Below are 23,950 nucleotides of genomic sequence, written 5' to 3' on the forward strand. Positions count from 1 at the left end.
ATAAATAAAATTTAAAATTGTCTTCTAGCTTGATTCATCATCTGCGTCAAACTTTCCATACCTTTTTTTCCTGAAAATCTTTTGGCTAATTTTGCAGCGTTAGAAAACTGCTTTAAAAAACGATTGACTTCCATTTGCGATAAACCCGCTCCCTCAGCTATACGGCGTTTTCTTGAATTATTTAATAAATCTGGATTTTCTCTTTCTTTTGGAGTCATAGAAGAAATCATGGCCTTAATATGGATAATTTCCTTTGAATTTTCCATATCCAGATCTTTAACCGCAGAAGCCATATTAGAAAGCCCAGGTATCATTCCAATGATGGATTTCATACTTCCTAGTTTTTTAATGCTTTCCATTTGAGATAAAAAATCATTGAAATTAAATTCGCCTTTTTTGATTTTTTGTCCTATTTTTTTAGCCTCTTTTTCATCTATGATTGCAGCCGTTTTTTCAGCCAAGGTTGCCAAGTCACCTTCGCCCATGATACGACCTACTATCCTATCAGGAATGAAAGCTTCCAAGTCAGCAATTTTTTCGCCCACTCCTATAAATCTTAAAGGAATATTAATTTGTTTCGCAATGCCAAGAGCAATACCACCTTTAGTATCAGCATCAAATTTAGATAAAATAACTCCAGTAATTCCCAAAGCTTCATTAAAACTTGCCGCTGTTTTCACACCATCTTGTCCGCTCATTGCATCGGCAACATAAAAAATCTCATCGGGATTTAAAACATTTTTAATTTCTTTTAACTCTTCCATTAAGGCTTGATCAATTGCTAAACGCCCTGCAGTATCCACAAGCAAAACATCACATAAACTATCTTTAGCTTTTTGTAATGCTGCAGTAGCTACCTTAATAGGATTGGTTTCATTTTCTATATAGAAAAGCTCTATTTCATTACTTTCGCAAAGCTGTCTTAATTGCTCCACAGCAGCTAAACGCTGCAAATCACAAGCTGCAACTAAAACTTTTTTATTACGAACTTTAAGATAATTAGCTAACTTCATCGTAGTCGTTGTTTTACCACCACCTTGTAGTCCTGCCATTAAAACAACTGTAGGAGGCTTAGAAGAAAAAACAAAGCCTTGATTACCTGGTGCAATAAGAATTTTCTCTAAATTATTTTTGATAGCATTTAGAAACTGTTTTTGTCCTATACCTGCATTCTTAACTTCTTCCTCAATTGCAAGAAGTAAATCTTTAGTAACTTTATGATGCACATCAGCTTTTAATAATGTTTTTTTCAAGGTTTCTAAAGCATTTTTTAAAGCTTTTTCATCATCAACAAAACGGAGTTTATTAACAGCTGTTTTAAATGACTCGCTAACTAGCTCAAACACTTAGAATCCTTTCCCAAAATCATTTTCAAAACGCTAATTATATAAAATATTTTCTTTAAATGGCTTTAAAAAATTAAATTTTTGATATCAAAACCAAATTGATTAAAACTTTCATCTAATGAAGCCTTAAAAGAATAATTAAAAATCTGTGTTTCATAACTATGCAAAAACATTCTATTGCTTGCAATTTTAGCATATTTATCATCTCCTATAATACCATGTTTTATATGGGCACAATGTAATCTAATTTGATGCGTTCTACCTGTATTGATAACGGCTTTAACTAGGGTTTTTTTACCTTGCACCATTAAAGGCGTAATTAAAGTATTTGCACTTAAACCATTTTTACTGATTTTACTCACAGCGCCGTGCTTGTTTTTCAGAGTTAAAATAGGCTCATTAACTTCTACTTCCTCAGCCAAAATTCCACTTACTATGGCCAAATAACTTTTATAAACCCTTTGCTTTTTAAATTCCTCAATACATTTTAAACGAAATTCCTCATTCTTACATAAAAGCAATACTCCACTCGTACCCTTATCTAAGCGATTTAAAAGCTTTGCGTTGAATTGTTTTTCCAAACCCTCACTTATTGTAGCAAAAGATTTATTTACCGCGATGAGATTCTCGTCTTCAAATAAAATATGGCTTTTTCTAGGAAAAATAATATTAAATTTAGTTTTAGTATCCAACATACCACGGGCAAGCAATACTTTTTTATCTGAAACAAAAACACAGCCTTGATCAATTAATTCTTTGGCACGATTATTAGAAATTTTTTCTTGCAAAGCGAGCAGTTTATAAGCTTTTTCTTGCATCAATACCCCTTTTTATGCTATTTAAAATCATATAATTTTCTTTTTTATTTTTAAGTTTTGAAATTTTGTCTTTTAAATGAATTTTTTCATCAATTTTTCTTACATCGTCGCAAAATTCAATATTTTCTACTTCTTGATAAAGACTCTTTTGGTTGTGGATAAATACACCTGAAATAATTTTATTACAAAAACTTGCAGGTTCAATGGGATTGTGTCCGCCTATATTTTCAACAAAAGATCCACAAAGCACCACAATATCAGAAATAGCATAAAAATTTATAAGTTCTCCCAAAACATCTAGCAATAAAACTTTTGCTTTAAATTCTTCATTAAAATTTACATTATCTTTCATTGCACTAAATTTTTGCATATCGCATTGATTTTTCGCACAAAAAGAATGAATAATTTTTTCAACTTCGCTAAATCGCTCTGGATGCCTTGGTGCAACTATCAACCTTTCGTCTTCTTTCAGTGTTAAATTTGACAATAAAAGCCCTTCTTCTTTTTCATGAGTGCTTGCTAAAATAATCAACTTCCCTTGCGGTTTAGAATAATTTTTATTTACTTTAACAATAAGCTGACTTTTTGTGCTTTTACATACTTGTATATTCTTTGCACCCAAAGTTTTCAAACGCTCCTTATCTTGCTCACTTTGTGCAAAAACTTCATCAACATAAGAAAAAACTTTGCGATAAAAAAAAGCGAATCTCTGGTATTTTTTTAACGATTTATCCGAAATTCTAGCATTAATAAATAAAACTTTTGCTCCTTTTAATTTTGCCATAAAAACAAGCATAAGCCAATATTCCGCCTCGCAAATAACCAAAACTTTACAAGGAGAAAACCAAAAGGGCAAAAATATTTCAAAGGGCAAAAAATTAACCTTAGAAACATATTTTTTTGCCTCATCAAAGCCTGTTTGAGTAATCACTGAAATTCTAGAATCAAATTCTAAAACTAAATTTTCAATACTTCTAACTTCTCCAAAAGAACAGGCATGAAAATGCACATCAGCTGGTTTTTGATAGAAATTTTTATATAAAAAAAATCTCGATTTTAAAGATATTTTGTATTTTGCTTTAATAAAAGAAAGGATAAAAATAGGAAGAGCTTGAATGAGATAAATCATCCAAGCTAAACAATAATATAAAATGATCAATTTTGCGCTTCTTGCAACTCTTTGTATAAAATTCTACCACAGTGCGGACAAGTAACAATCTCTTCACCGCGAGCAATGGCTAAATAAGTTTTATCATAAATTTTCATAAAGCAACCATAACAAGCTTGTTTTTTCACAGGAACAACAGCTGTATTTTTAGCCCATTTACGAATTTTTTCATAAAAAGTTAAAACTTTTTGATTCATTTCTGAAACAAGCTTAGACTTTTTATCATATACACCCATTCTTTCTTTTTCTAAAACTTCCATTTCTTTACGGATTTGAGTATTAATTTCCACTAAGGCTTCTTCTTGCTTTTCTTTTTCTTCAAGAAATTCTTTTTTGGAATTTTCTTTGGCATCTAAAATTTTTTCAAGCCTAATCACTTCATCATTAGCAGAATCTAATTGTTCTTTTGCAATATCTTCTTCTATTTTTAATGCATTAGCTTCTTTTTCTGTTTTTATTGCACTTGTTTTTTTGGATAATTCTTTAATTTTTGCTGAAAATTCGGCAATATGAGCATTGTTTTGCATTCTTTGGGTTTGAAGCTCTGAAATTTCATTATCACAACGGCGTAATTCCTCTTCTAATTTAGCAATTTTACCTTCTGCTTCTTTGAGAGTTTTGGTAATATTTTCAATTTTTGGTTCAAAACTATCAATCTCTTGATCAATTTTTGATAAAAGCACAACTTGTTCTAAATATTTATTCATGGGGTATTTCCTTAAAAATATTGAAATGGATTTTTTGAAACTGATATTATAGCTTTTAACGACAAATTTTGCAACTCTTTTGCTAAAGAATTTACAAAATATCTCTCACTTTCAAAATGTCCCACATCAATAAGATTTAAATTATTATGCAAGCATTCAAAAGCTTGATGATATTTAAAATCTCCACTTATGAAGCAATCAGCATCAACATTACAAATTAAATCTCCACCACTACCAGTGCAAATTCCTATACGCTGAATTTGTGTTTTTCCGCAAAAACTTGTTTTTATGACATCTAATTTCAAACTTTGTTTAATACAAGATACTAAATCCCAAAAATCAATATTCATATCTACATAAGCAATAAAATTATCCCTATAAGTGATTTTAAAACCCAAAATTTCTTCAACAAAATAAGTATTTAAATGACTTAAGTCGTAATTAGTATGCATACAAATTAAAGCTATATTTTTTTTAATCATCAAAGCGATTAATTCGTTAGGATATTTCTCTCCGCTTAAATGCTTCAAACCTTTAAAAATAAGTGGATGATGAGTGATAAATAAAGAATTTTCCTCTGCGTTTAAAAGTAAATCCTTATCTACATCCAAACTCACATAAACTTTGCTGATTTCATCATTTAAATTTCCTAGTAAAAGACCACTATTATCCCAACTTTCTTGAGTATCAAATGGACTAATTTTGTCTAAAAAATGATAAATTTCACTCAGTTTCATTTAAATTTTTCTTATAAATTTGAGCACAAGTCTTAGAAAGCTCGCGAATTTTTAGCATATAATCTTGTCTTTGCGCTACCGAAATTGCACCTCTTGCATCAAGCAAATTAAAAGTATGTGCTGCAAGCATACAATAATCATATGCTGGCAAAGCTAAACCTTGTTCTAAAATATTTTTGCATTCTTTGTAAGCATTTTCGAATTGAGAATTTAATACCGCCACATCGCTTACTTCAAAATTGTATTTGCTAAATTCATATTCACTTTGTTTATGAACATCGGCGTATTTAATTTGTTCTCCATTAAATTCATTCCAAACTATATCATACACATTATCAACATTTTGAAGATACATGGCAATTCTTTCAAGCCCATAAGTAATCTCTGCACTTACTAAATCCACTGCAATTCCGCCCACTTGCTGAAAATAAGTAAATTGAGTCACCTCCATACCATCGAGCCAAACTTCCCAGCCAAGCCCCCACGCACCTAAACTTGGACTTTCCCAATTATCTTCAACAAAACGGATATCATGGCTTTTTAAATCAAAACCCAAATTTTCAAGGCTTTTTAAATAAAGCTCTTGGATATTATCAGGACTTGGTTTAATCAAAACCTGAAATTGATAATAAGCCCCCAAGCGATTAGGATTTTCGCCATATCTTCCATCGGTTGGTCTTCTACTTGGCGCTACATAAGCTGTCGCCCAAGGCTTTTTACCTAAACTTCTTAAAAAAGTTGCCGGATGAAAAGTTCCTGCTCCTGCTGGCATATCATAAGGCTGCATAATAGCGCAACCTTGTTTTTGCCAATACTCTTGTAAAGTTAAAATCATTTTTGAAAAAGTCATTTCAAATCCTTATTAATCTACTTTTTGTGAATTATCTTGATTAATTTTTTGACTGCGTGCATCACCAAAAGTTTCTATGGTTTTGTTCCACATTAATTTATATTTTCTTTTCATAAATTCAGCATCTTCGCGTGCATTTTTTAATTGCTCATTTAAAACTTCTATGGTTTTTCTATCTTGCTCATAAAGCTCTTGCATCGAATAAAGTGCATCTTTTAAAAATTTATTTTCATTTTTTAAAGCTTCTAAAGTCTCATCTTTTGCATCTAAAACTTTTTCATGTAAATTTAAAATGGTTCCTATGGTTTTTTCTATAAAACTCTCGCCAGCTAAAGTCATTGAATTTATCATGGCAGATTTTGAATTAACAGTACTTGGGACAACGCTAAAGGTACCTTGATTAGCTTCAATGTAAATTTTACCTTCTTCTTCTTTAAAATTTAAAGCACCATTTGCCATCATACCTTTAACCACATCTTCATTTAAATGCACAAGTTTGCAAAATTCCTTAAGCTCTAAAAAAGTCTGCATAATTCCGCCTTATAATAAAACTTCCACGCTTTTAGAATCAGCGATTAATTTCTCTTCTTTATTTTTACGATCTTCTTTAAGTGCTAAAGATAATTTTTCATCCTCTAAGGCCAAAATTTGCATTGCCAAATAAGCCGCATTTTGTGCACCTGCTTTACCTATAGCCAAAGTTCCTACAGGAATTCCACTTGGCATTTGTACGGTTGAAAATAAAGAATCCATACTTGCTAAGTTACTTCCAGCCATAGGCACTCCTAAAACAGGCTTAGTCGTATAAGCTGCTACCGCACCTGCTAAATGTGCCGCCATACCCGCTGCTGCAATAAAAACCCTCGCACCTTTTTTCTCAGCCTCTTTAATATAATCTTTAGTACGCTTTGGACTTCGATGTGCTGAAGTGATAATTAACTCATATTGAACACCAAATTTTTCAAGAGTTTTAGCACACTCACTCATCACATCATAATCACTTTTACTTCCCATTAAAATTGAAACAAATTTCATTTAAATTTCCTTTCTTAAAAAGCTAAATTCACTAATTTTACTTGGCATTTTTATCTCATTTTCATTACCACTGTGAATTTCGCTAAATTCTTTATTATTTTTAGCAATAATTTTTTTAAATTCCACAAAATTTTTATTGTCTTTGCGATAAATTTTACCTATTTCATTATCACATTCTAAAATCTCTTCTCCTAGAGGATTTAAAATCTCATAAGCAGTATTTAACACAACTTTGCCCTTGCATTTGAAATACTCACCATCTTCAACAATAGCATGCACTTGATGAGAGCCCTCTTCTATGCTCGTAGCGTGATTTTGTGTATTAGTTTTTTCTAAAGGGCGAGAAACCAAATAACCATCGGTAAAACCACGATTTTTAAGCGTAGCAATCTCTTTTTCATATTTAATAGCATCAAATTTTCCTGCTAAAGCATCTTGTATAGCCATTTTATAAGTTCTTGTTGTAAGCGCTACATAATACTCACTTTTTGTGCGTCCTTCTATTTTAAAAGCATTAATGCAATTTTCTTGCATAATTTTTTCTATATAAGAACACAAATTTAAATCTTTGGAATTAAATATATGTGTGCCATTTTCATCTTCTTCTAAGCGAAATAATGTGCCATTTTCAGGATTTTTGGCATAAAGCTCATAATTAAATCTACAATCATTCGCACAAGAGCCACGATTGCTCATTCTACCGCTTTGAACAGAACTTATTAAACAACGCCCAGAATAAGCAAAGCACATTGATCCATGCACAAAAGCTTCTAATTCTATATCGCAATTTTCTTTTAAATTTTTTGCATCTTTAAGCCCTAATTCTCTAGCTATAACTACGCGTTTTGCACCCATATCTTTATAAACTTTTGCATCAAGATAATTTAAAACATTAGCTTGGGTTGAAACATGCAAAGCAATTTCAGGAGCCAATTCTCTTACCAAGCTCATCGCGCCAACAGAAGCCACGATAAAAGCATCAGGCTTCATTTCTTTAAGTTTTAAAATGTGTTTTTTTAAGCCTTCAATTTGCCCACCTAAATGAAAGCCATTTAAGGTAACATAAATTTTCCTACCCTTATCGTGAGTGTATTTAATCGCTTCTTCAAAAGTTTCATAATTAAATTCTCTAGCAGTGCGAGAGCGCAAGGAAAAATTATTCACTCCTGCATAAACAGCATCAGCCCCATAAGCCAAAGCAATTTTTAATTTTGTAAAATTTCCCGCAGGAGCCACAATTTCAGGAACAATCATTTTTGTCCTAAGCTTGCTATTAAAGCTTCGATATCATCATTACTCACCACATCAGTTGTGGTGTCGCCTTCTATATGCACCGCAGAACCCACGCGTTTTTTATCATCAATCCTACCTTCAAATAGACAATTCATATAACGACTTAAAGCACGCATAACATTAATAACGCGTTCTATTTTTTGACGATGGATATCTTGATATTGCATCGCATCCATTGCCATCATCACTTCATCTTGTCCCATTTGTAAATTTTCTATAATTTGAGAATTTTTTTTCTTGATTTCAAGATTAGCTTCCAAAATTTCTTCAAAAGTCTTTACATGCGGAAATTTTTCTTTTAAAGTAGTAAAAATTTCTATATTTCTGTCAATACCTAAATTTACTTCCTTAATCATCTTTTCAGAATCTAAAAAATTTCCTCCTATAGACTCTAATTTATCGATCATTTCAGTAGCTTTTTCTTCACTATCTCTTGTTACATCATCTAATTGATGAACAACTTTATGCTCTTTATTAGGCGGTGGAGGTGGCCATGCGATATTTGGTGATGGAGTGTAATCATTTGACTTTATTCCATCTACTATTTCTCCATATTGACTATCCTCTTGATCTTTTGAAACTTCCTCTGTTTTTGGCTCATTTTCTTGGACATCATCCAAATCAAGATCACCACTCATCAATGCATCTAGCTCTTCTTGAGTCATTTTTTATCCTTAAATAATGTAAAAACTTCGCTTATTATATTTAAAAAATGCCAAATATAGAATAAAACTTGCTTAAATATTATATTTTTTATTTGACTAACTTTTTTTTATTAACTAAAACTTAAATTAATAATTTTTTGATAGAATAATAAAATTATTTTAAACCAAGGAGAAAAAATGGGAAAATTTGTCAATGGTATTAATGATTTTTTTGATTTTTGTAAAAACAATGAAGTGCTTTTTGTAGATTTTCGCTTTACAGATATGATAGGTGCTTGGCATCATATTACTTATAATCTTCACGCTATCAATCAAGAGAGTTTTGAAAATGGAATTCCGTTCGATGGAAGTTCAATTCATGGATGGCAACCTATAGAAAAATCCGATATGATATTAAAACCGGATGCAAATAGTGCCTTTTTAGATCCTTTTACTGCGGACCAAACTATCGTAGTATTTTGCGATGTGTATGATATTTATAAAGGACAAATGTATGAAAAATGTCCAAGAAGTATGGCTAAAAAAGCAATGGAATATCTTAAAAATAGTGGTATAGCCGATACTGCTTATTTTGGTCCTGAAAATGAATTTTTTATCTTCGATAGTGTAAAAATTGTTGATAGTTCTAATTGCTCCAAATATGAAGTCGATACCGAAGAAGGTGAGTGGAATGACAATAAAGACTTTGTTGATAGCTACAATACCGGTCATCGTCCTAGGAATAAAGGAGGATATTTTCCAGTCCAGCCAATTGATTCTTTAGTGGATATTCGCTCCGAAATAGTTCAAACTCTTGAAAAAGTAGGACTTAAAACTTTCGTCCATCATCATGAAGTCGCACAAGGACAAGCAGAAATTGGAGTAAATTTTGGCACTCTTGTAGAAGCGGCTGATAATGTGCAAATTTATAAATATGTAGTAAAAATGGTAGCACATTTAAACGGCAAAACCGCAACCTTTATGCCAAAACCTCTTTATGGGGATAATGGAAACGGAATGCATGTGCATATGAGTTTATGGAAGGATGGAGTAAATTTGTTTTATGATAAAGACGGCTATGGCGGACTTAGTCAAAGCGCTATACATTATATAGGTGGGATCTTAAAAAACGCTCGCTCAGTTGCAGCTTTTACAAATCCTAGTTCAAATTCATACAAAAGAATCGTTCCGGGCTTTGAGGCACCTTGTATTTTAACCTATTCTTGCCAAAACAGAAGCGCAAGTTGTCGCGTGCCTTATGGCATAGGTAAAAACTCGGCTCGCGTTGAAATTCGTTTCCCAGATAGCACTGCAAATCCTTATTTAGCTTTTGTTTCTCTTTTAATGGCAGGACTTGATGGCATTAAAAACAAAACCATTCCTGTTGGACCTATGGATGAAAATTTATTTGATCTTACTTTAGATGAAATTCGTGAAAAAGGTATAGAACAATTGCCACACACTCTAAGAGGCAGTCTTGAAGCTTTGATCCGTCACAATACTTACTTAAAACCTGTAATGACTGATATTTTCATCGATGATTATCAGCACATGAAATTTGAAACCCAAGTTTGGCCTGTAGAAGCAAGACCTACAGCTTATGAATTCAAAACCTGCTATTCTTGCTAAAAATAAAAAAGCTCTATTTGGAGCTTTTTTTGAATTTTCTTTTCAATCTTTTTGCTTCAAACCATATCCAAATAAAACCACCTTTATACCATATTCTTTTTGAATATATCAATGCAATTCCTAGCCATTCTATAAGAGTGTAAGTTCTTTTTAAAGCCTTAATGTAATCTTGCCTCGTTTTGATACTTAAACCTTTATTTCTAAATTCTTGTGTCTTTATATAAGTATCTATGCATCGTTTTATCATCGATTTTAATTTTATTAAAAAAACTAAAAACAAAATTACGAAAGCCACATTCTTTCTCAATTACCACGCCTGCATTGTAAATTTCTAAATTACAATAAACCCGATCAACATCATAATCATTCCAAGTATGCAAAGCTATTATGCAAAGCTATAAGATAATAGTCCTTAAATTGCTCGTTAAAATAAAGTTTAGTGCCATCATAAAAATTTATAACACGATTCATCGTATTTTGAATTTTTAAGATGATTTTCCTGTAATAGTCCTTGAAATTTCATCTCCTTAGGAGTACAAATTTTAATTTTAGGATTATTATTTTTTATATGAAGTTTTTTGGGTAAATAAAAATTATCAATATTTTGAATGATATTTTTGGCTAATTCTTGAGTGATAAAATGAAATTGATGAGCCCCATCAAAAGTAAAATCAAAATAATTTAAATCTTTATTTTCATAGTATTTTTGCATATCAATTATATTAAAACCAAATTTTTGACAAAAACTTCTGTGGATATTATTAACAATTTTAAAATTCCCTATTTCGCACGGAAGCAAAATAACCAAAACTTTTTTATTTAAAAAATAAAGCTCTTGATACAGCCAAAAAGCATCCCTATGAACCATATCTAATGAAAGCTCACTTTTTTGACAGTGATTAATATGAATATTATTGACATTTGAATTTGTTATGATAAGTTCTGTGTTTGAAATGATATCTTGATTGCATATTCTTTTGATTTCATACAAATTTTGTATGCTTGAAGTTCCCCCTTAAAACAAAATTATAAACTTCTAAATGCCTCCACCCATATGGCTTTCTATTTTATGCCTTTAAAAAACCATTTAACATAAAAAAGTACTTCCACCAAGTAAAATAATATTTTTCATTTCTTTCTCACTTTTATTGTGTGATTTTGATACATTATCAATTTTTAGTAGTAAAAATTTAAAATGCCTTTAAAAAAGGCATTTTAAATTATCAGAAAGGCCAAATACTTTCAAATAAACTTGTTCCCCAAGGTTTCTTAGTGCTTTTTGCAACATCGCCTTCAGTCTTATAAAGAATTTTTGCATCAGCGATATAGCGACTATCTATGGTATTATCTTGTCCTATATCATAAGGTCTTATAACACCGCTTAATTGTATGATTTGCTTCTCTCCATTGATTAAAAGTTCTCTTGAGCCTTCTATGAAATAATTTCCATTGGAAAGAATTTTAATCACGCGTGTAGAAATAGTTGTATTAAAACTCTCACTTCTACTTTGTGTGCCGGTACCATTATAATTTGTTGTGCTATTAGTTTGAAATCCCAAATTTGAAAATTTATTAATTTCTCCCACAGCACCGCCAAACCCCGCACCACCAGTTAGCGTTCCACCGCCTAAAGCTGCGTTATTTGTTCTTGCAGTTGTTCTTGCGGCTTGAGTGTTTTGGCTTGTATTTTCTTGTATTACCACAGTGACTAAATCATTAACATTCATCGCCTTTTTATCAGAAAACAAAGGATTATCACCTTTACCAAAAAGCGATCCTGGCGCAACTTGAGTGTTATTGCTTTGCTTAGGCGCTAATTCCTCTACATAAGCAGGCGGCTTCATAGAAATTTCAGGATCTAAACTCGCACTACAACCAAAAAATACAAAAGGTAACGCAAAATATATAATTTTTTTCATATCAACTCCTTTATCATATGATATTTTATTCTTTCGGTTATAATTTAAAATAATCTGCTTCATTTAAGCAATTATAGTTCCAAAATTAAATAAAGGAGAAAATATGCAATTCTATCTTATCCAAGATAAAGAAAAATCGGTCAGTCAAAAATTTTTGGACTATCTTGAAAAGAAATATTCTTCGGTAAATTTTTACTCTGTCGTAGTTTCAGATTTACTCAAAACCCTTTCTTCAAAGCATAAAATTTCTTGTAGTTTTGAAACACAAAACCAAGCTTTTGAACTTTACAATACAGATCAAAATGCTTTTTTTAATAAAATTTTACAAGATTTTGAAAAATTTAAAAAAGAAAATTCTTGCGTCGTGGTTTTAGGACTTAATGAATTTGGAGTTTTAGGAACTTTAGAACTCAATGTCAAATTTGCAAAAGAATTTAACGCTTTTATCGTTGTTGATTGCGAAATTTTAAACAAAATAATGCTTAGTAATTATCTTAAAAATGCTTTAAAAAATGAAAATTTTGCTTTCGTTGATGAGAATTTGAACTTGCCAGAAAAAAGCTATCAATTTACAACCCCTTCAAGGTTTCGCTATGAACTCATTTGCAAAGCGAAACAAAATAAAAAAACCATCGTTTTACCTGAAAGTGATGATGAAAGAATTTTAAAAGCCAGTGAAATTTTACTTAAAAGCGAAGTGGTAAATCTCATTTTACTTGGCGATGAAAATGAAATCAAAGAAAAATGCAAAGTGCTAAATCTTAATATCACAGGAGCGCAAATTCTAAACCCTAAAAATTCTATCTATAATGATGAATTTGCTAAAACCCTTTATGAAGCAAGAAAAGCAAAAGGTATGAGCGAAGAAGAGGCAAAAAAATTAGTCTGTGATAGAACTTATTATGGCACTTTACTTGTACATACTGCAAAAGCTGATGCTATGGTAAGTGGGGCCTCTACAACCACAGCTGAAACTGTGCGTCCTGCTTTGCAACTGATTAAAACCAAACAGGGTGTAAGCTTAGTTTCTGGGGTATTTTTTATGTGTTTAGAAGATAAGGTACTGGTTTTTGCAGATTGTGCTGTAACACCAAATCCTACACCAGAACAAATCGCAGAAATTGCCTATGTGAGCGCAAATACCGCCAAATCTTTCGGTATAGATCCAAAAGTCGCCTTGCTTTCTTACTCAAGCGGAGATAGCGGAAGTGGGCCAAGTGTAGATGCAATTAAAGAAGCTTTTAAAATCGCAACGGAACGCTATAAAGACTTAAAAATCGAAGCACCGATACAATTTGATGCTGCTTATGATGAAAAAACAGGCAAAAGCAAAATGCCAAATTCAGAAGTAGCAGGAAAAGCAAATGTTTATATTTTCCCAGATTTAAATGCGGCAAATATTTGCTACAAAGCCGTTCAAAGAACTGCGAACGCATTGGCTGTGGGTCCTGTTTTACAAGGACTTAAAAAACCTGTTAATGACTTAAGTCGCGGTTGTTTGATTGATGATGTTGTAAATACAGTAATTTTAAGCGCAATTCAAGCAGAATAAAGGAGAAAAAATGAAAATTTTAGTTTTAAATTCGGGCTCTTCATCTATTAAATTTAAACTTTTTGAAGATCAAGTCGCTATAGCAAGTGGCTTGGTTGAAAAAATTGGCAATAACCAATCTAAAATCGAACTCAAAAATGCCAAAACAGGAACAAAATTAAGACGCGATACTTATATCGCAGATCATGAAAAAGGCTTAAAGCTAATTAATGAATTATTTCAAGAATCTGGTATTTTGCATGATTTAAACGATATTGATGGATGCGGACATAGGATAGTCCATGGGGGTAAAAATTTAACCGAGCATTGCTTGGTAGATGATTTTGTTTTAGCAGAAATTGATCGCGTAAGTGCTATAGCTCCGCTTCATAACCCAGCACACCTAGCAGGCATTAAAACCATGATAAAAGCGGCACCAAAAGTGCCTAATGTAACGGTTTTTGACACAGCATTTCATAAAACCTTACCTGATTATGCTTATATGTATGCCTTGCCTTATGATTATTATGCTGAATATAATATCAGAAAATACGGTTTCCACGGCACTTCACATTCGTATGTGAGTGCTAAAGCTGCTGAAATTTTAGGTAAAAATCATAACGAATTTAACGCCATTAGTGCACATTTAGGTAATGGAGCAAGCGTTTGTGCCATAGAAAACGGAAAAAGTATTGATACTTCGATGGGCTTTACTCCACTTGAAGGTTTGATGATGGGCACAAGATGCGGTGATATTGATCCTGCAACCATGCCTTTTATCGCTAAAGCTAGAAATTTAAATCCTGATGAATTAGATGCTGTGATGAATAAACAAAGCGGACTTTATGGGGTTTGTGGTTTTAATGACTTTAGAGATATTATTGATGAAATTCAAAACGGCAATGATTTAGCAAGGCTAGCTCTAGATATGTATTGCTATCGTTTGGCAAAATATATAGGCTCTTATTTTGCGATTTTACCACACACTGATGCTTTGATTTTCACTGCAGGTATTGGAGAAAATGCTAGTATAGTGAGAAAATTAACTTGCGAAAGATTAAAGCATCTTGGCTTTGAAATCGATACAGAAAAAAATGACAATGCAAATGGAGAAACTTTAATTAGCACACCAAATTCCAAAGTTAAAATCTTTATCATTCCTACCGATGAAGAATTACAAATTGCAAAAATCACAGAAAATATTATTTCTAAAAAATGATGGTTTTTTAACCATCATCTCAAATGATGATATCTTGTTATTTTTAATTTAATATTTAAGTTTTATTTATTTTATAGTTAGTTTATCTATCATTCTAAGTCAACTCATTAAAACTGTCATTCTGAGCCATAGGCGAAGAATCTCTATGAAAAAATCTTTATTGAATTTACTGCCAATTTCATCAATTTGATTTCTTGTTACATAGAGATATTTCGCTTCGCTCAATATGACAGTAAATTTCACTCAGCATAACAAAAAAGCGCTTCAGTATGATAAAAATGACAAAAAAATACCGCTGATTTTGCAAAAAGCCAAAGGCGAAAAAACTCGCCTTAATCTCCTAGAGCCAAGCAAGGATTCATAGCTTTAGCGTTATCACTTACTATGCAAATTCTTGCTTTTTGCTTACCTGCAGTCTCATTAATCTCACCCTTTTTACTATTTTGTGCCGAATTTTCATCTTCTTCATAAATATTATCTTCAGCAAAAATTCTTGAATTTGGACCTTCATCGCCACCACCTTGTTCTTTTTCATAACTTGGGATATCAACGCCTCCTACTTTGCCAATCTGAGTTCCATCATAAGTAATTAAAAACTTATTGCCACTATTGCTATAAACTTTATTGATATTACTGATAATTTCATCTGACATACTTACTAAAGAATTTTTCATTTTTTCTAAATTAGCATGCATATTTTCATATTTTGCGTAGGCATTATCATACTCAACACTTCCAGGTTCTCCATATTTACCATCTTTTAGATCTTGGATATACTGTTTAAATTGCTCGAGTTGCTTACTAAAGGCTCTATATAGTTCATCGAAATTTTTATACTCACCCATAATGCCACCGTTTCCAAAAGTATCATCCTTCACACTCTCTCTTGCTTTTTTAAACTCTTGATACTTGCTATCAAATTTAGCCAATTCTCCGCCAAAACCAGCAAGTTTATCTCCAGCTCCCTTGCCATAAAAAGCATCTAAGAAATCAAAACTCTGTCTTAAACTTTCGGTTTTTTCCTTATCAAAGCCAAATAAAGCACCGAGTTTTTCGTATTCTTTATTATTGATATAGCCCCAAGCTTTTTCAAGATCGGCGATATTAAGTTTATAAAGCTCTTTTAATATATCACCTAAAATAGCTTCAAGCACCGCAGCATCAAAATCACTCGCATCTAAAATCACCTCATCGCTGATATTATTGTTAAAATCAATAGTATCAAAAGCCCTTTTTGCGCCAAAATTACTATCAAGCGCAACTTTATCATTATAAGCAATGCTAATTGTTTTTATTTTTTCATACCCTGACTCAGTTTCTTTTTCAAATGGATCATCAAATTCGCCAGCAATGATATCTTTTCCAAAGTCAGTGTCTTTAGCTGTTTCATAGCCCACTTTTGCTATATCCTTTTTCTCGATACTATCTATAGAAATTTTAGAGTCATTAGCAATATTATCTTTTTCACTATCGCTTACATTATCATTATAGGTTTTATCGCCTTCTTTTATAGGGCTGCCTTTTGAAGAATCTGTGCCTGTTGATTTTTCCCATTTACCACCATCGCCTATATCGCCATTGCCATCATCAACGATATGTTTAGTGTCTTCGTTTGTTCCGCCACTCCATTCGTTTTTCTCTTTATCCCAAGTACCATCACTCCAAGTTGGCTCATTGAAAGTATAGTTTGTATCAGTGTCTTTTCCGCCATTTCCCCAAGCTGTAGTCATATTATTACTAATTGTGATACTTTCATCAAGCCCACTTACTCTACCAGCAAATTCAAAATTTACATTTTTAAAGTCTAGCTGTGCGACATTGTTAAAAGCAGTCTGAGGCTCTTTGCCTGCAACCTTACCATTTTCAATATGCACTTTATCAAATACCAAATAATTTGCATCAAATTTAAATTTCCCATATGTACCAAAACTATTACCAAAATCTACATCTGTAGCACTAAGTTTTGAGCCTGCCTTAAGGCTTAATGTATAGTCGCTATTACCATAAATATCCAAGCCCTTTAAAGTCATATTATTTTTAGCTTCCCAGTTTATATTAGCAGTATCAACCGAATAACTCTTATCAGTATTTTCGAAATTAATCTCATTTGCAAGCATAGTAAAATCACCTTGATTTATATCTATGCCTACATTATTAAAATTAATAACTCCATAACCTGTATTGCCATCCGCCATAGTTTCAAATTTTACACTCACCGCCGTAATGGTAGAATTTTTCAAAGAAATATAATTTTTAGCATAAAAATCATAAGAACCATTAATGGTTGGATTTGACAAATCAACATTTTCCATACTAATGGCTTCACTAGCATTAAATTTCATACCGCCACTAAAATCCATATTTTTTGCAAGGATATATTTTGCCTTAAGCTCAGTTAAATCACTTGAACCGTGAAAGCCTTCAGTGTTTTCATTTTCTAACTTAATAAGCTCTGTTGTATCACTACCTAAAGTAAATTTAGCTGTGCTATTTTGTAAAGAAAAAACCGTATCATTCATATAGATATTTGTTGCGTTTAAATTTGAATCTTGTTTGGTATTCATCTCAATATTAGAACTATTAATAATAAAATCTTTTCCGGCATTGGCTATAAATTTATTACCAACACTTAACTTAATATCTTGAAGTCTGATTTTATTTCTTAAATTCCAGTCTGCATTCTCGATATCAAAAGTAGTAAATTTATCACCTATAATAGTAAATTGATTTGCATTGCTAACTTTAAGCGTTCCTATGGTTCCAAAAGTATTGACAAATTCTATCAAACCATCACTTATAAGATCGCTTGTGCTTGCCTTGCTTGTGCTAAGTTCTATAGTGCCTTCTCCGGCTAAAGAACTGGTATTAAAAGTAATTTGCTTACCACCATCGATTTTTAAGGTGCTTCCATTATTTACAATAATATTAGCATTATTTGCTTTGAAAAGATTTGCCGCTTTTAAATCAAGAGTTGAAGCTCCACTAATATCCAAATATCCCGTTAATTCAAAATTTCTCGCACTATCAAAAACAATATTTGAGTTAGTGGCTGTGATATTTTCTAATTTAATGAGATTATCACTTAAAAATTTACCGCTTGTAATGTCCGTAAAAGTGATATTGCTAAGACTTAGCATTTTTGTACCCTTAAAGGTAAAATTATCAATACCGCTAAAATCAAAGCCATTTAAAGCCAGACTATCAGCTTCCAAATCAACATTACCTATATTAGCTGGATCATAACTTTCGCCCATTTGTGCACCAAATTCTATGGTTTTAGCTTTAATGCTAAGATCTGCCATATCACCAAAAATATTTGAACTATCAAGCTTGATGTATTCAGCTTGAGTTAAAGTGCCACTACCACCATTTTCACTCCAAACACCAAATTTTACATTAGCATTTTTGCTATCTGGGCTCGACATAACGCCGCCATTAAAATTTGTATTTTGGTATTGTTGATATTTTGCACTGAAAATATAATTTCCAGTATTACCAAAGGCAAATTCTACATTATCATACTTAGAGCCACCTTTTACCTCGATATGATTAGTCGCTAGCCATTTTAAAGACTCATTAATCACATACCATCCACCATTAATAGAAATTTTATTCGAAGCATCGATATTAAAATGATTTACAGTGATTCCATGCATAGAGTCATCAAAATTTACATCAGCGCCCTTGATTTCCAAAGTATCACTAGTCACCGCAAGCCCATTTGTTGCATTAAAAATTTTAGTATCAAAACTGAGTGTTTGAGAATCAGCCATAAGCGAAACATTATTTGTGGTGATATCATTTGTGGCTTTAAATGTTGCATTGCCTGCTAAAGTAAATTTAACATTTGTTAGCCCAATAAAATCACTTGCGCTAATATTTGTCACAACACCTGAGCTTGTTTTGAATGTTTCATGCAATTTACTAAATTTATCAGCAGTAAAAACTATCTGCTTTCCACTTAAATCAAAACTTCCCCCTTGCACATCAATAAGCGAATTGTTAGCTTTAAAAAGTCCGCTTGTATCTGTAGCTGTGATGCTAAATTTTCCACCTTTTGAAGTAAGATTTGCTGTATTTAAAAGCACTTGGGCAGCTTTGATTTCAAACTTATCATTATCACCATTTTGCAAAGCAGAATTAAAAGTGATATTGGAATTTTCGATGAAAAGATTATTTGTTGCTTCTAGTGCTATGGTATTTTCTATAGTGAAATTACTTGAAGCTTGAATAAGTAATTTATCAAGCGCTTTTAAAGCCAAACTGTTTGCATTTATGCTTAAACCTTGCAAATCAACGATTTTAGCCTCTACCTCAAGACTTGAGCCACTAATTTGCGAATTTTTAACTACGATGATACCTTTACCATCTTCTTGACTTGTAGTGTTAAGTTTTAGCGTGCTATCTTTTGTATCATTTTGGAATTTAGTGCTTTCTAGGGCGATTTTATTTACTGCGCTTAAATCAAAAGTGCTTGTTTGTAAGCTAAAATCTGCGTTATTAATTAAAATTTGATTTTTTGCTTTTAAATTTGCTGTGATATTTTCTAAAGTGAAGTTAATTTTATCTTGCGCTTTTGCACTTGCTTGTCCGATATTGATTTGATCTGCGATGATATCAAAAGCACCTTTACTATCTGTTGTGCCTGTTAAGGTAATATCTCCTTTTATAAGCTCGACAAATTTTAAATTCTCGCCTTCGTTGCTATCTTTTATCGTTAAACTTTTTGCATTAATACTGCCTGAATTCATTTGTATATAATTATCCGCAAGAAGTTTTAAAGCATTGGTAATGGTAAAAGTTATTCCGCTTAATACAATGTGATTATCGCCTTTTAAAGTCAAATCATTTGCACTCAAGCTTGAATTATCTATCTTTACGCCGCCTTTGCTTGCGTCGCTATCTTTGGCATTAAGAGTTATAGTATTGGCTTTTAAATCACTGCTATTTTCTATAGTAATTTGACTTGCGCTAAGATCAATGTTGGTAGCATTTTCGCTATCGTTTTTTGCTAATTTTGCACCGCTTATTTTAATTTCTTTTAGTGTTTTACCCTCATCTAAGCCTTTTAAAACAATGCTAGCGGAATTAATCTTACCACCTGTCATTTCTATGTAATTATTTGCAAGTAAATTTGCACTTGTTGTTGCACTTAGATTTGCATTATTTAAGATGATATCGTTTCTGGCTTTTAGGTTAAGTTCATTGGCGCTTAAATTTACGCCGTCACTTAAATTTAACTTTCCGCCTTTATTTGCCTCGCTTCCTTTTGTAGCTAAAAGTTCTAATTTGCCAGTAGCTATAATGCTTCCACCGTTGATATTAATCTGATCGGCTTCAAATTTAAAATTTTCTCCACTTAAACTTAAAGCTGTAAGTTCGAGTAATTTATTTGTAATGAATTCTATATCACTTGAAGTGATACTTGCTCCATTTTCCCCACCGCTTACGCTTACAAGATTTGCTCCATCAAGAGTGATTTTTTTCGCTTCTAAAGCGCCTTTTGTAATTTCTATGATATTATCCGCATCGGCTTTGATATTGCCACTCTTAGCTTTTAGACTTCCACCAGACATAAGAAAATCTTGAGTGCTGATGGCGATTGCGTCGTTTTCTCCATTTGCTATTAAATTTGCACCGCTTAATAAAATCGTGCCTTTGTTACCATTTTTTGAGGTTAAATTAATATTATTTGTGGCTGTAAAATTTCCACCTTGAAGATCGATTAAATTTTCACTTATAAGGCTTATGCTAGCACCTTTTAAAACAGGCATAGTTACGCCACTATCATCTTTTAGGCCCACTTGGACCAATTTTTTACCATCTAAACTTAAAGTCCCATCAGCTTGCAAGTCGCCTTTGATAATTTCAATTTTATTTTCTGCATCTAAAGTGATATTCTTGGCTTTGAAAATGGAATTTGAGTGAGTGGTTTTAATATCCGCGCCTTTGATGATAATATCGCCTTTAGTATTATTTTCTTTGGCTTCTAAAGTAGCGTTTTTGATACTAATCACAGCCGAAGTTGCACCATTAAACGCATTATAAGCTTCACCTGTTTTGTCATTGATCTTGATATTTTTAGCCACAAAATTTAGTTTGGCATCTTCGCTTCCAAGTTCTATCAAATTTGTAGCTAGCAAATACGCATCGCCGCTTACATTGATATTTCCACTGCTTGCAAGAATTCTTTTAGCTAAAAGCTCTAAAGCACCGCCATTTATAGTCGCGCCATTTATATTGATCTCATCGGCGTTTATCTTAGTATCCACAGAACTTAGAGTGCCGCCATTTAGATCGATCACAAAGCCAACTTCAGCTTCATCATTTGCTTTACTTGAGCTTTTTTTACCTAAATTTAAGCTTCCGCCTGTGCTAGTGATACTTGTTTGACTATTCGCATCTTGTGAAATGATAATGCTATTTTGCGCTTTAAAGTCAATATTGCCACTTGCACTTAAATTTGCATTTTTAAAGTCGATTTTCCCAGCATTTACACCAAAAGTCTTCGCTTTTAGTAAACCGCCGCTCACTGCAAAAAGTCCATTAGTATCCAAAGTGATATTTGAATTTTCATCGCCTAAATTTCCACTAATGGCAATTTTATTAGTGCCTTTTAAGATCAAAGTCTCGGCTTTAATCTCGCCTTGCCCTGAAATTGCAAGCAAATTTAAAGCATTCGCATCAAGTTCTTTAGCAGATAAATTTGCACCCTCAAATTTAATATCCATCGCTTCAAGATCGATTTTGCCATTATCATTTGCTGCAATGCTTCCGCTTTTTAGATCAATCACACCCCTTGTGTTATCATCATTAAGGGCTTTTAGAGTAATATTTGTGCCTTTTAAAGTGCTGTTTTTAAGTTCGATTAGATTTTTAGAAAGTAATTGCAAAGTCGTTGTGGTATCACTTCCTATCGTGGTTTTTTCTCCATCAATGCTTATAACTTCTTCTGCATCCAAAGTAATGCTTGTGCCGCTTAAATTCGCATTATTGATAAAAAGTTGCTTAGCATCTGCTTTTAACTCGCTTGCTTTTAGGCTAAGAGTTTCATTTGAACCAAAATCGATTCTATCGCCTATAAAATCAAGCTTTGAAGCGGCTTTGATATTACCACTTTTAATGTTTAGATAATGGGCATTAAATTTAACATTTGCGATATTTTCATCTTTAAAATTAATATTATTAACTTCGATTACAGAATCTTGCGAATTTTCTGCATTTGATTTAAATTCTAAATTCTGATTGCCCCCCCCCGTGGCACTAAAACTCGCATTATCAATTTTAGTTTGATTTGCGCTAAAAATGTAAGATCCATCGCTTCCGAGTGTAAAATTACTACCATTTAAATGAATGTAATTTGTTGCGCTAAAATTTAAACCACTTGAAATATCAAAATTTGCATTATTAGCGATGATTTTATCTGTGGCATTAAGGGTTGCATTTTTTGTTTTTATGGTATTTTGTGCTGTGTTGTCATTAGAAATTTTGATTTGATTTGCTGTTAAAGTTAAATTTGCTAGATTGTCTAATTTTGAATTTTCTAAAATCAAAACGCCGTTTTCAGCAGTTTTAGCCATAAATTCACTATTATTTCCACCACTAAAACTCGAATTTGAAAACGAAAGCTGGCTATTTGCTTCAAGGTTTAAAGTAGCCTTTGTTGAAACTGTGATTTGCGTATCATCTAAAGCAAGTTTATCGCTGGCTTTAATATTTGCCGTAGTTTCATCGCCTGTAAGTTTGATGGTGGAATTTTGATTTTCATGCTTGCCAAATCTAATTTCATTTGCATTTAAATCCAAAGAACTTGCGCTTTCTAAATTTGAACCTATAACGCGAATTAGACTACTATCTCCACTAGCATTTAATGTTAAGGCGCTTGCTTTAAGTGTTGCATTTTCAAGCTCGATATAATTTGCGTTTAAAAGACTTAAATTTGTAGCGTTTAAAGTAGTACTAAGCAAAGAAATATTTTGACTTGCATCAAGACTTAAGGTGCCTTTTATATCAAAATTTCCCTTATTATCGCCAATGATATTTGTGGCTTTTAAGTTTGTATCGCCTGCACTAAATGTGCCGTTAAGATTGATTTGCTCGGCATTAGCATTTACTTTTGCAAAATTATCGCCGTTTTTAACTGTGCTATTGCCAAGATGGATGAGTTTGGAGTTTAAATCCATACTTATGGTATCAAAATTTGCACCATTGATTCGAATCTGTCCGTTTAAGGTTTCATTATAGTTGGTATTTAATTTTACTGTGTTTGCTTTGATATTGCCAGAGTTTAATTCTATAGAATTTGCAAAGAGTTCAAATTTTTCTTTGCTTGTGATATTTGGGCTTTTTTGCTCTTCGCTTTTCAATACGATTTTATTGCCCACAAGTTGAAGGTTACTAACATTTAAAATCGCATCACCTTGTATAGTGATAGTGCCTTTTTGAGCCGGAGAAAAAACCGGAGAGAATTTACCACTTGTTGCAAATTCTTTGATTTGTGCTTCATTCATCGCTCCAGTTGAAATACCAAATTTCCCCGTATTAATCACTGCACCATTGCCAATAATTGTTCCATTTGGATTAACTAAGAAAATATCATGACCATTTCCGTTTAATTGACCATAAATCTGAGATGCGTTTTTGCTATAGTCAAGATTTAAGAATTTGTGGTGTCCTTGTCCACTAAAATTAACGCTTTCATCTTTGCCAATGTTAAAACCACCACCCCAATTGATGACATGATTTTGATCCTTGCCGTTACCGTGGATATTCATATTTCCACCGCCACTAGTGATGCTTCCACCACCTTGAACGAATTTTCCACCTGATGGTAAAGCGAGTGCTTGACTGTAAAGCATAGAGCTTGCTACAAAGCTAAGTATAAGATGTCTTTTTAAATTTAGTTTTTTTGGCATAAAATCCTCCAAATAAAAATTAAATATTTACATTAACATTAATATGGGGGGGGGGTATTGCTTATATGCCCCTATACTAAAGCATTTTTATAGAATATAAAGATAATTTTATCATTTTAAATATTAAATTAATATAAAT

Annotated in this window: 16 protein-coding genes; 3 read left to right on the forward strand and 13 right to left on the reverse strand. The window is 32.3% G+C overall.

Annotation, left to right across the window (positions count from 1 at the left end; all coding sequences use genetic code 11):
- Positions 1-11: 11 nt before the first annotated feature.
- From ffh to AAH949_RS05915, 10 genes are all read right to left on the reverse strand, one after another.
- The gene (ffh, locus tag AAH949_RS05870) at positions 12-1,346 is read right to left on the reverse strand and encodes a signal recognition particle protein (RefSeq protein ID WP_134238876.1); all 1,335 of its coding nucleotides are present in this window, start codon (positions 1,344-1,346) and stop codon (positions 12-14) included.
- Between the two features lie 65 nt (positions 1,347-1,411).
- Positions 1,412-2,164 carry an RluA family pseudouridine synthase gene (locus tag AAH949_RS05875; protein ID WP_134238875.1) on the reverse strand — a complete coding sequence of 251 codons (753 nt, stop codon included), beginning with the start codon at positions 2,162-2,164 and terminating at the stop codon, positions 1,412-1,414.
- Positions 2,145-3,293 carry a lipid IV(A) 3-deoxy-D-manno-octulosonic acid transferase gene (gene waaA / locus AAH949_RS05880; protein WP_348519139.1) on the reverse strand — a complete coding sequence of 383 codons (1,149 nt, stop codon included), beginning with the start codon at positions 3,291-3,293 and terminating at the stop codon, positions 2,145-2,147. The genes AAH949_RS05875 and waaA overlap by 20 nt, the downstream gene beginning before the upstream one ends.
- A gap of 26 nt (positions 3,294-3,319) precedes the next feature.
- On the reverse strand, positions 3,320-4,039 hold the full coding sequence (locus tag AAH949_RS05885) for a zinc ribbon domain-containing protein (protein WP_134238873.1): 720 nt from the start codon (positions 4,037-4,039) through the stop codon (positions 3,320-3,322).
- Positions 4,040-4,050: 11 nt separating this feature from the next.
- A complete protein-coding gene (locus AAH949_RS05890) occupies positions 4,051-4,776 on the reverse strand; it encodes a Nif3-like dinuclear metal center hexameric protein (protein WP_348518212.1) in 726 nt (241 codons plus the stop codon).
- The gene (gene glyQ, locus AAH949_RS05895) at positions 4,763-5,626 is read right to left on the reverse strand and encodes a glycine--tRNA ligase subunit alpha (RefSeq protein ID WP_348518213.1); all 864 of its coding nucleotides are present in this window, start codon (positions 5,624-5,626) and stop codon (positions 4,763-4,765) included. The genes AAH949_RS05890 and glyQ overlap by 14 nt, the downstream gene beginning before the upstream one ends.
- A 12-nt stretch (positions 5,627-5,638) precedes the next feature.
- The gene (locus AAH949_RS05900) at positions 5,639-6,157 is read right to left on the reverse strand and encodes a DUF3972 domain-containing protein (RefSeq protein ID WP_348518214.1); all 519 of its coding nucleotides are present in this window, start codon (positions 6,155-6,157) and stop codon (positions 5,639-5,641) included.
- A 9-nt stretch (positions 6,158-6,166) separates the two neighbouring features.
- On the reverse strand, positions 6,167-6,661 hold the full coding sequence (gene purE, locus AAH949_RS05905) for a 5-(carboxyamino)imidazole ribonucleotide mutase (RefSeq protein WP_134238869.1): 495 nt from the start codon (positions 6,659-6,661) through the stop codon (positions 6,167-6,169).
- Complete coding sequence (locus AAH949_RS05910) at positions 6,662-7,915, reverse strand: peptidase U32 family protein (protein WP_134238868.1); 1,254 nt, start codon at positions 7,913-7,915, stop codon at positions 6,662-6,664.
- Positions 7,912-8,619, reverse strand: a complete 708-nt coding sequence (locus AAH949_RS05915) for a chemotaxis protein (RefSeq protein ID WP_348518215.1) — start codon at positions 8,617-8,619, stop codon at positions 7,912-7,914. Before AAH949_RS05915 ends, AAH949_RS05910 begins: the two co-directional genes overlap by 4 nt.
- Positions 8,620-8,796: 177 nt before the next feature.
- Here AAH949_RS05915 and glnA point away from each other — a divergent pair, with 177 nt between their 5' ends.
- Complete coding sequence (gene glnA, locus AAH949_RS05920) at positions 8,797-10,227, forward strand: type I glutamate--ammonia ligase (protein WP_348518216.1); 1,431 nt, start codon at positions 8,797-8,799, stop codon at positions 10,225-10,227.
- A 445-nt stretch (positions 10,228-10,672) separates the two neighbouring features.
- On the opposite strand, the gene AAH949_RS05925 is transcribed toward glnA, so the two are convergent.
- Together AAH949_RS05925 and flgH are read right to left on the reverse strand one after the other, a co-directional pair.
- Positions 10,673-11,218, reverse strand: coding sequence for a hypothetical protein (locus AAH949_RS05925; protein WP_134238864.1), 546 nt, complete (start codon positions 11,216-11,218; stop codon positions 10,673-10,675).
- Between the two features lie 232 nt (positions 11,219-11,450).
- Positions 11,451-12,146, reverse strand: coding sequence for a flagellar basal body L-ring protein FlgH (gene flgH / locus AAH949_RS05930; protein WP_134238863.1), 696 nt, complete (start codon positions 12,144-12,146; stop codon positions 11,451-11,453).
- Positions 12,147-12,249: 103 nt separating this feature from the next.
- Here flgH and pta point away from each other — a divergent pair, with 103 nt between their 5' ends.
- Positions 12,250-13,698, forward strand: a complete 1,449-nt coding sequence (pta, locus tag AAH949_RS05935) for a phosphate acetyltransferase (RefSeq protein WP_348518217.1) — start codon at positions 12,250-12,252, stop codon at positions 13,696-13,698.
- Between the two features lie 10 nt (positions 13,699-13,708).
- Positions 13,709-14,896, forward strand: coding sequence for an acetate kinase (locus AAH949_RS05940; protein WP_348518218.1), 1,188 nt, complete (start codon positions 13,709-13,711; stop codon positions 14,894-14,896).
- A gap of 332 nt (positions 14,897-15,228) precedes the next feature.
- On the opposite strand, the gene AAH949_RS05945 is transcribed toward AAH949_RS05940, so the two are convergent.
- Positions 15,229-23,811: a filamentous hemagglutinin N-terminal domain-containing protein gene (locus tag AAH949_RS05945; RefSeq protein WP_348518219.1), complete on the reverse strand. Its 8,583-nt coding sequence runs from the start codon at positions 23,809-23,811 to the stop codon at positions 15,229-15,231.
- Between the last annotated feature and the right edge of the window lie 139 nt (positions 23,812-23,950).

This window comes from Campylobacter sp. CCS1377, assembly GCF_040008265.1.
GTDB lineage: Bacteria > Campylobacterota > Campylobacteria > Campylobacterales > Campylobacteraceae > Campylobacter_D.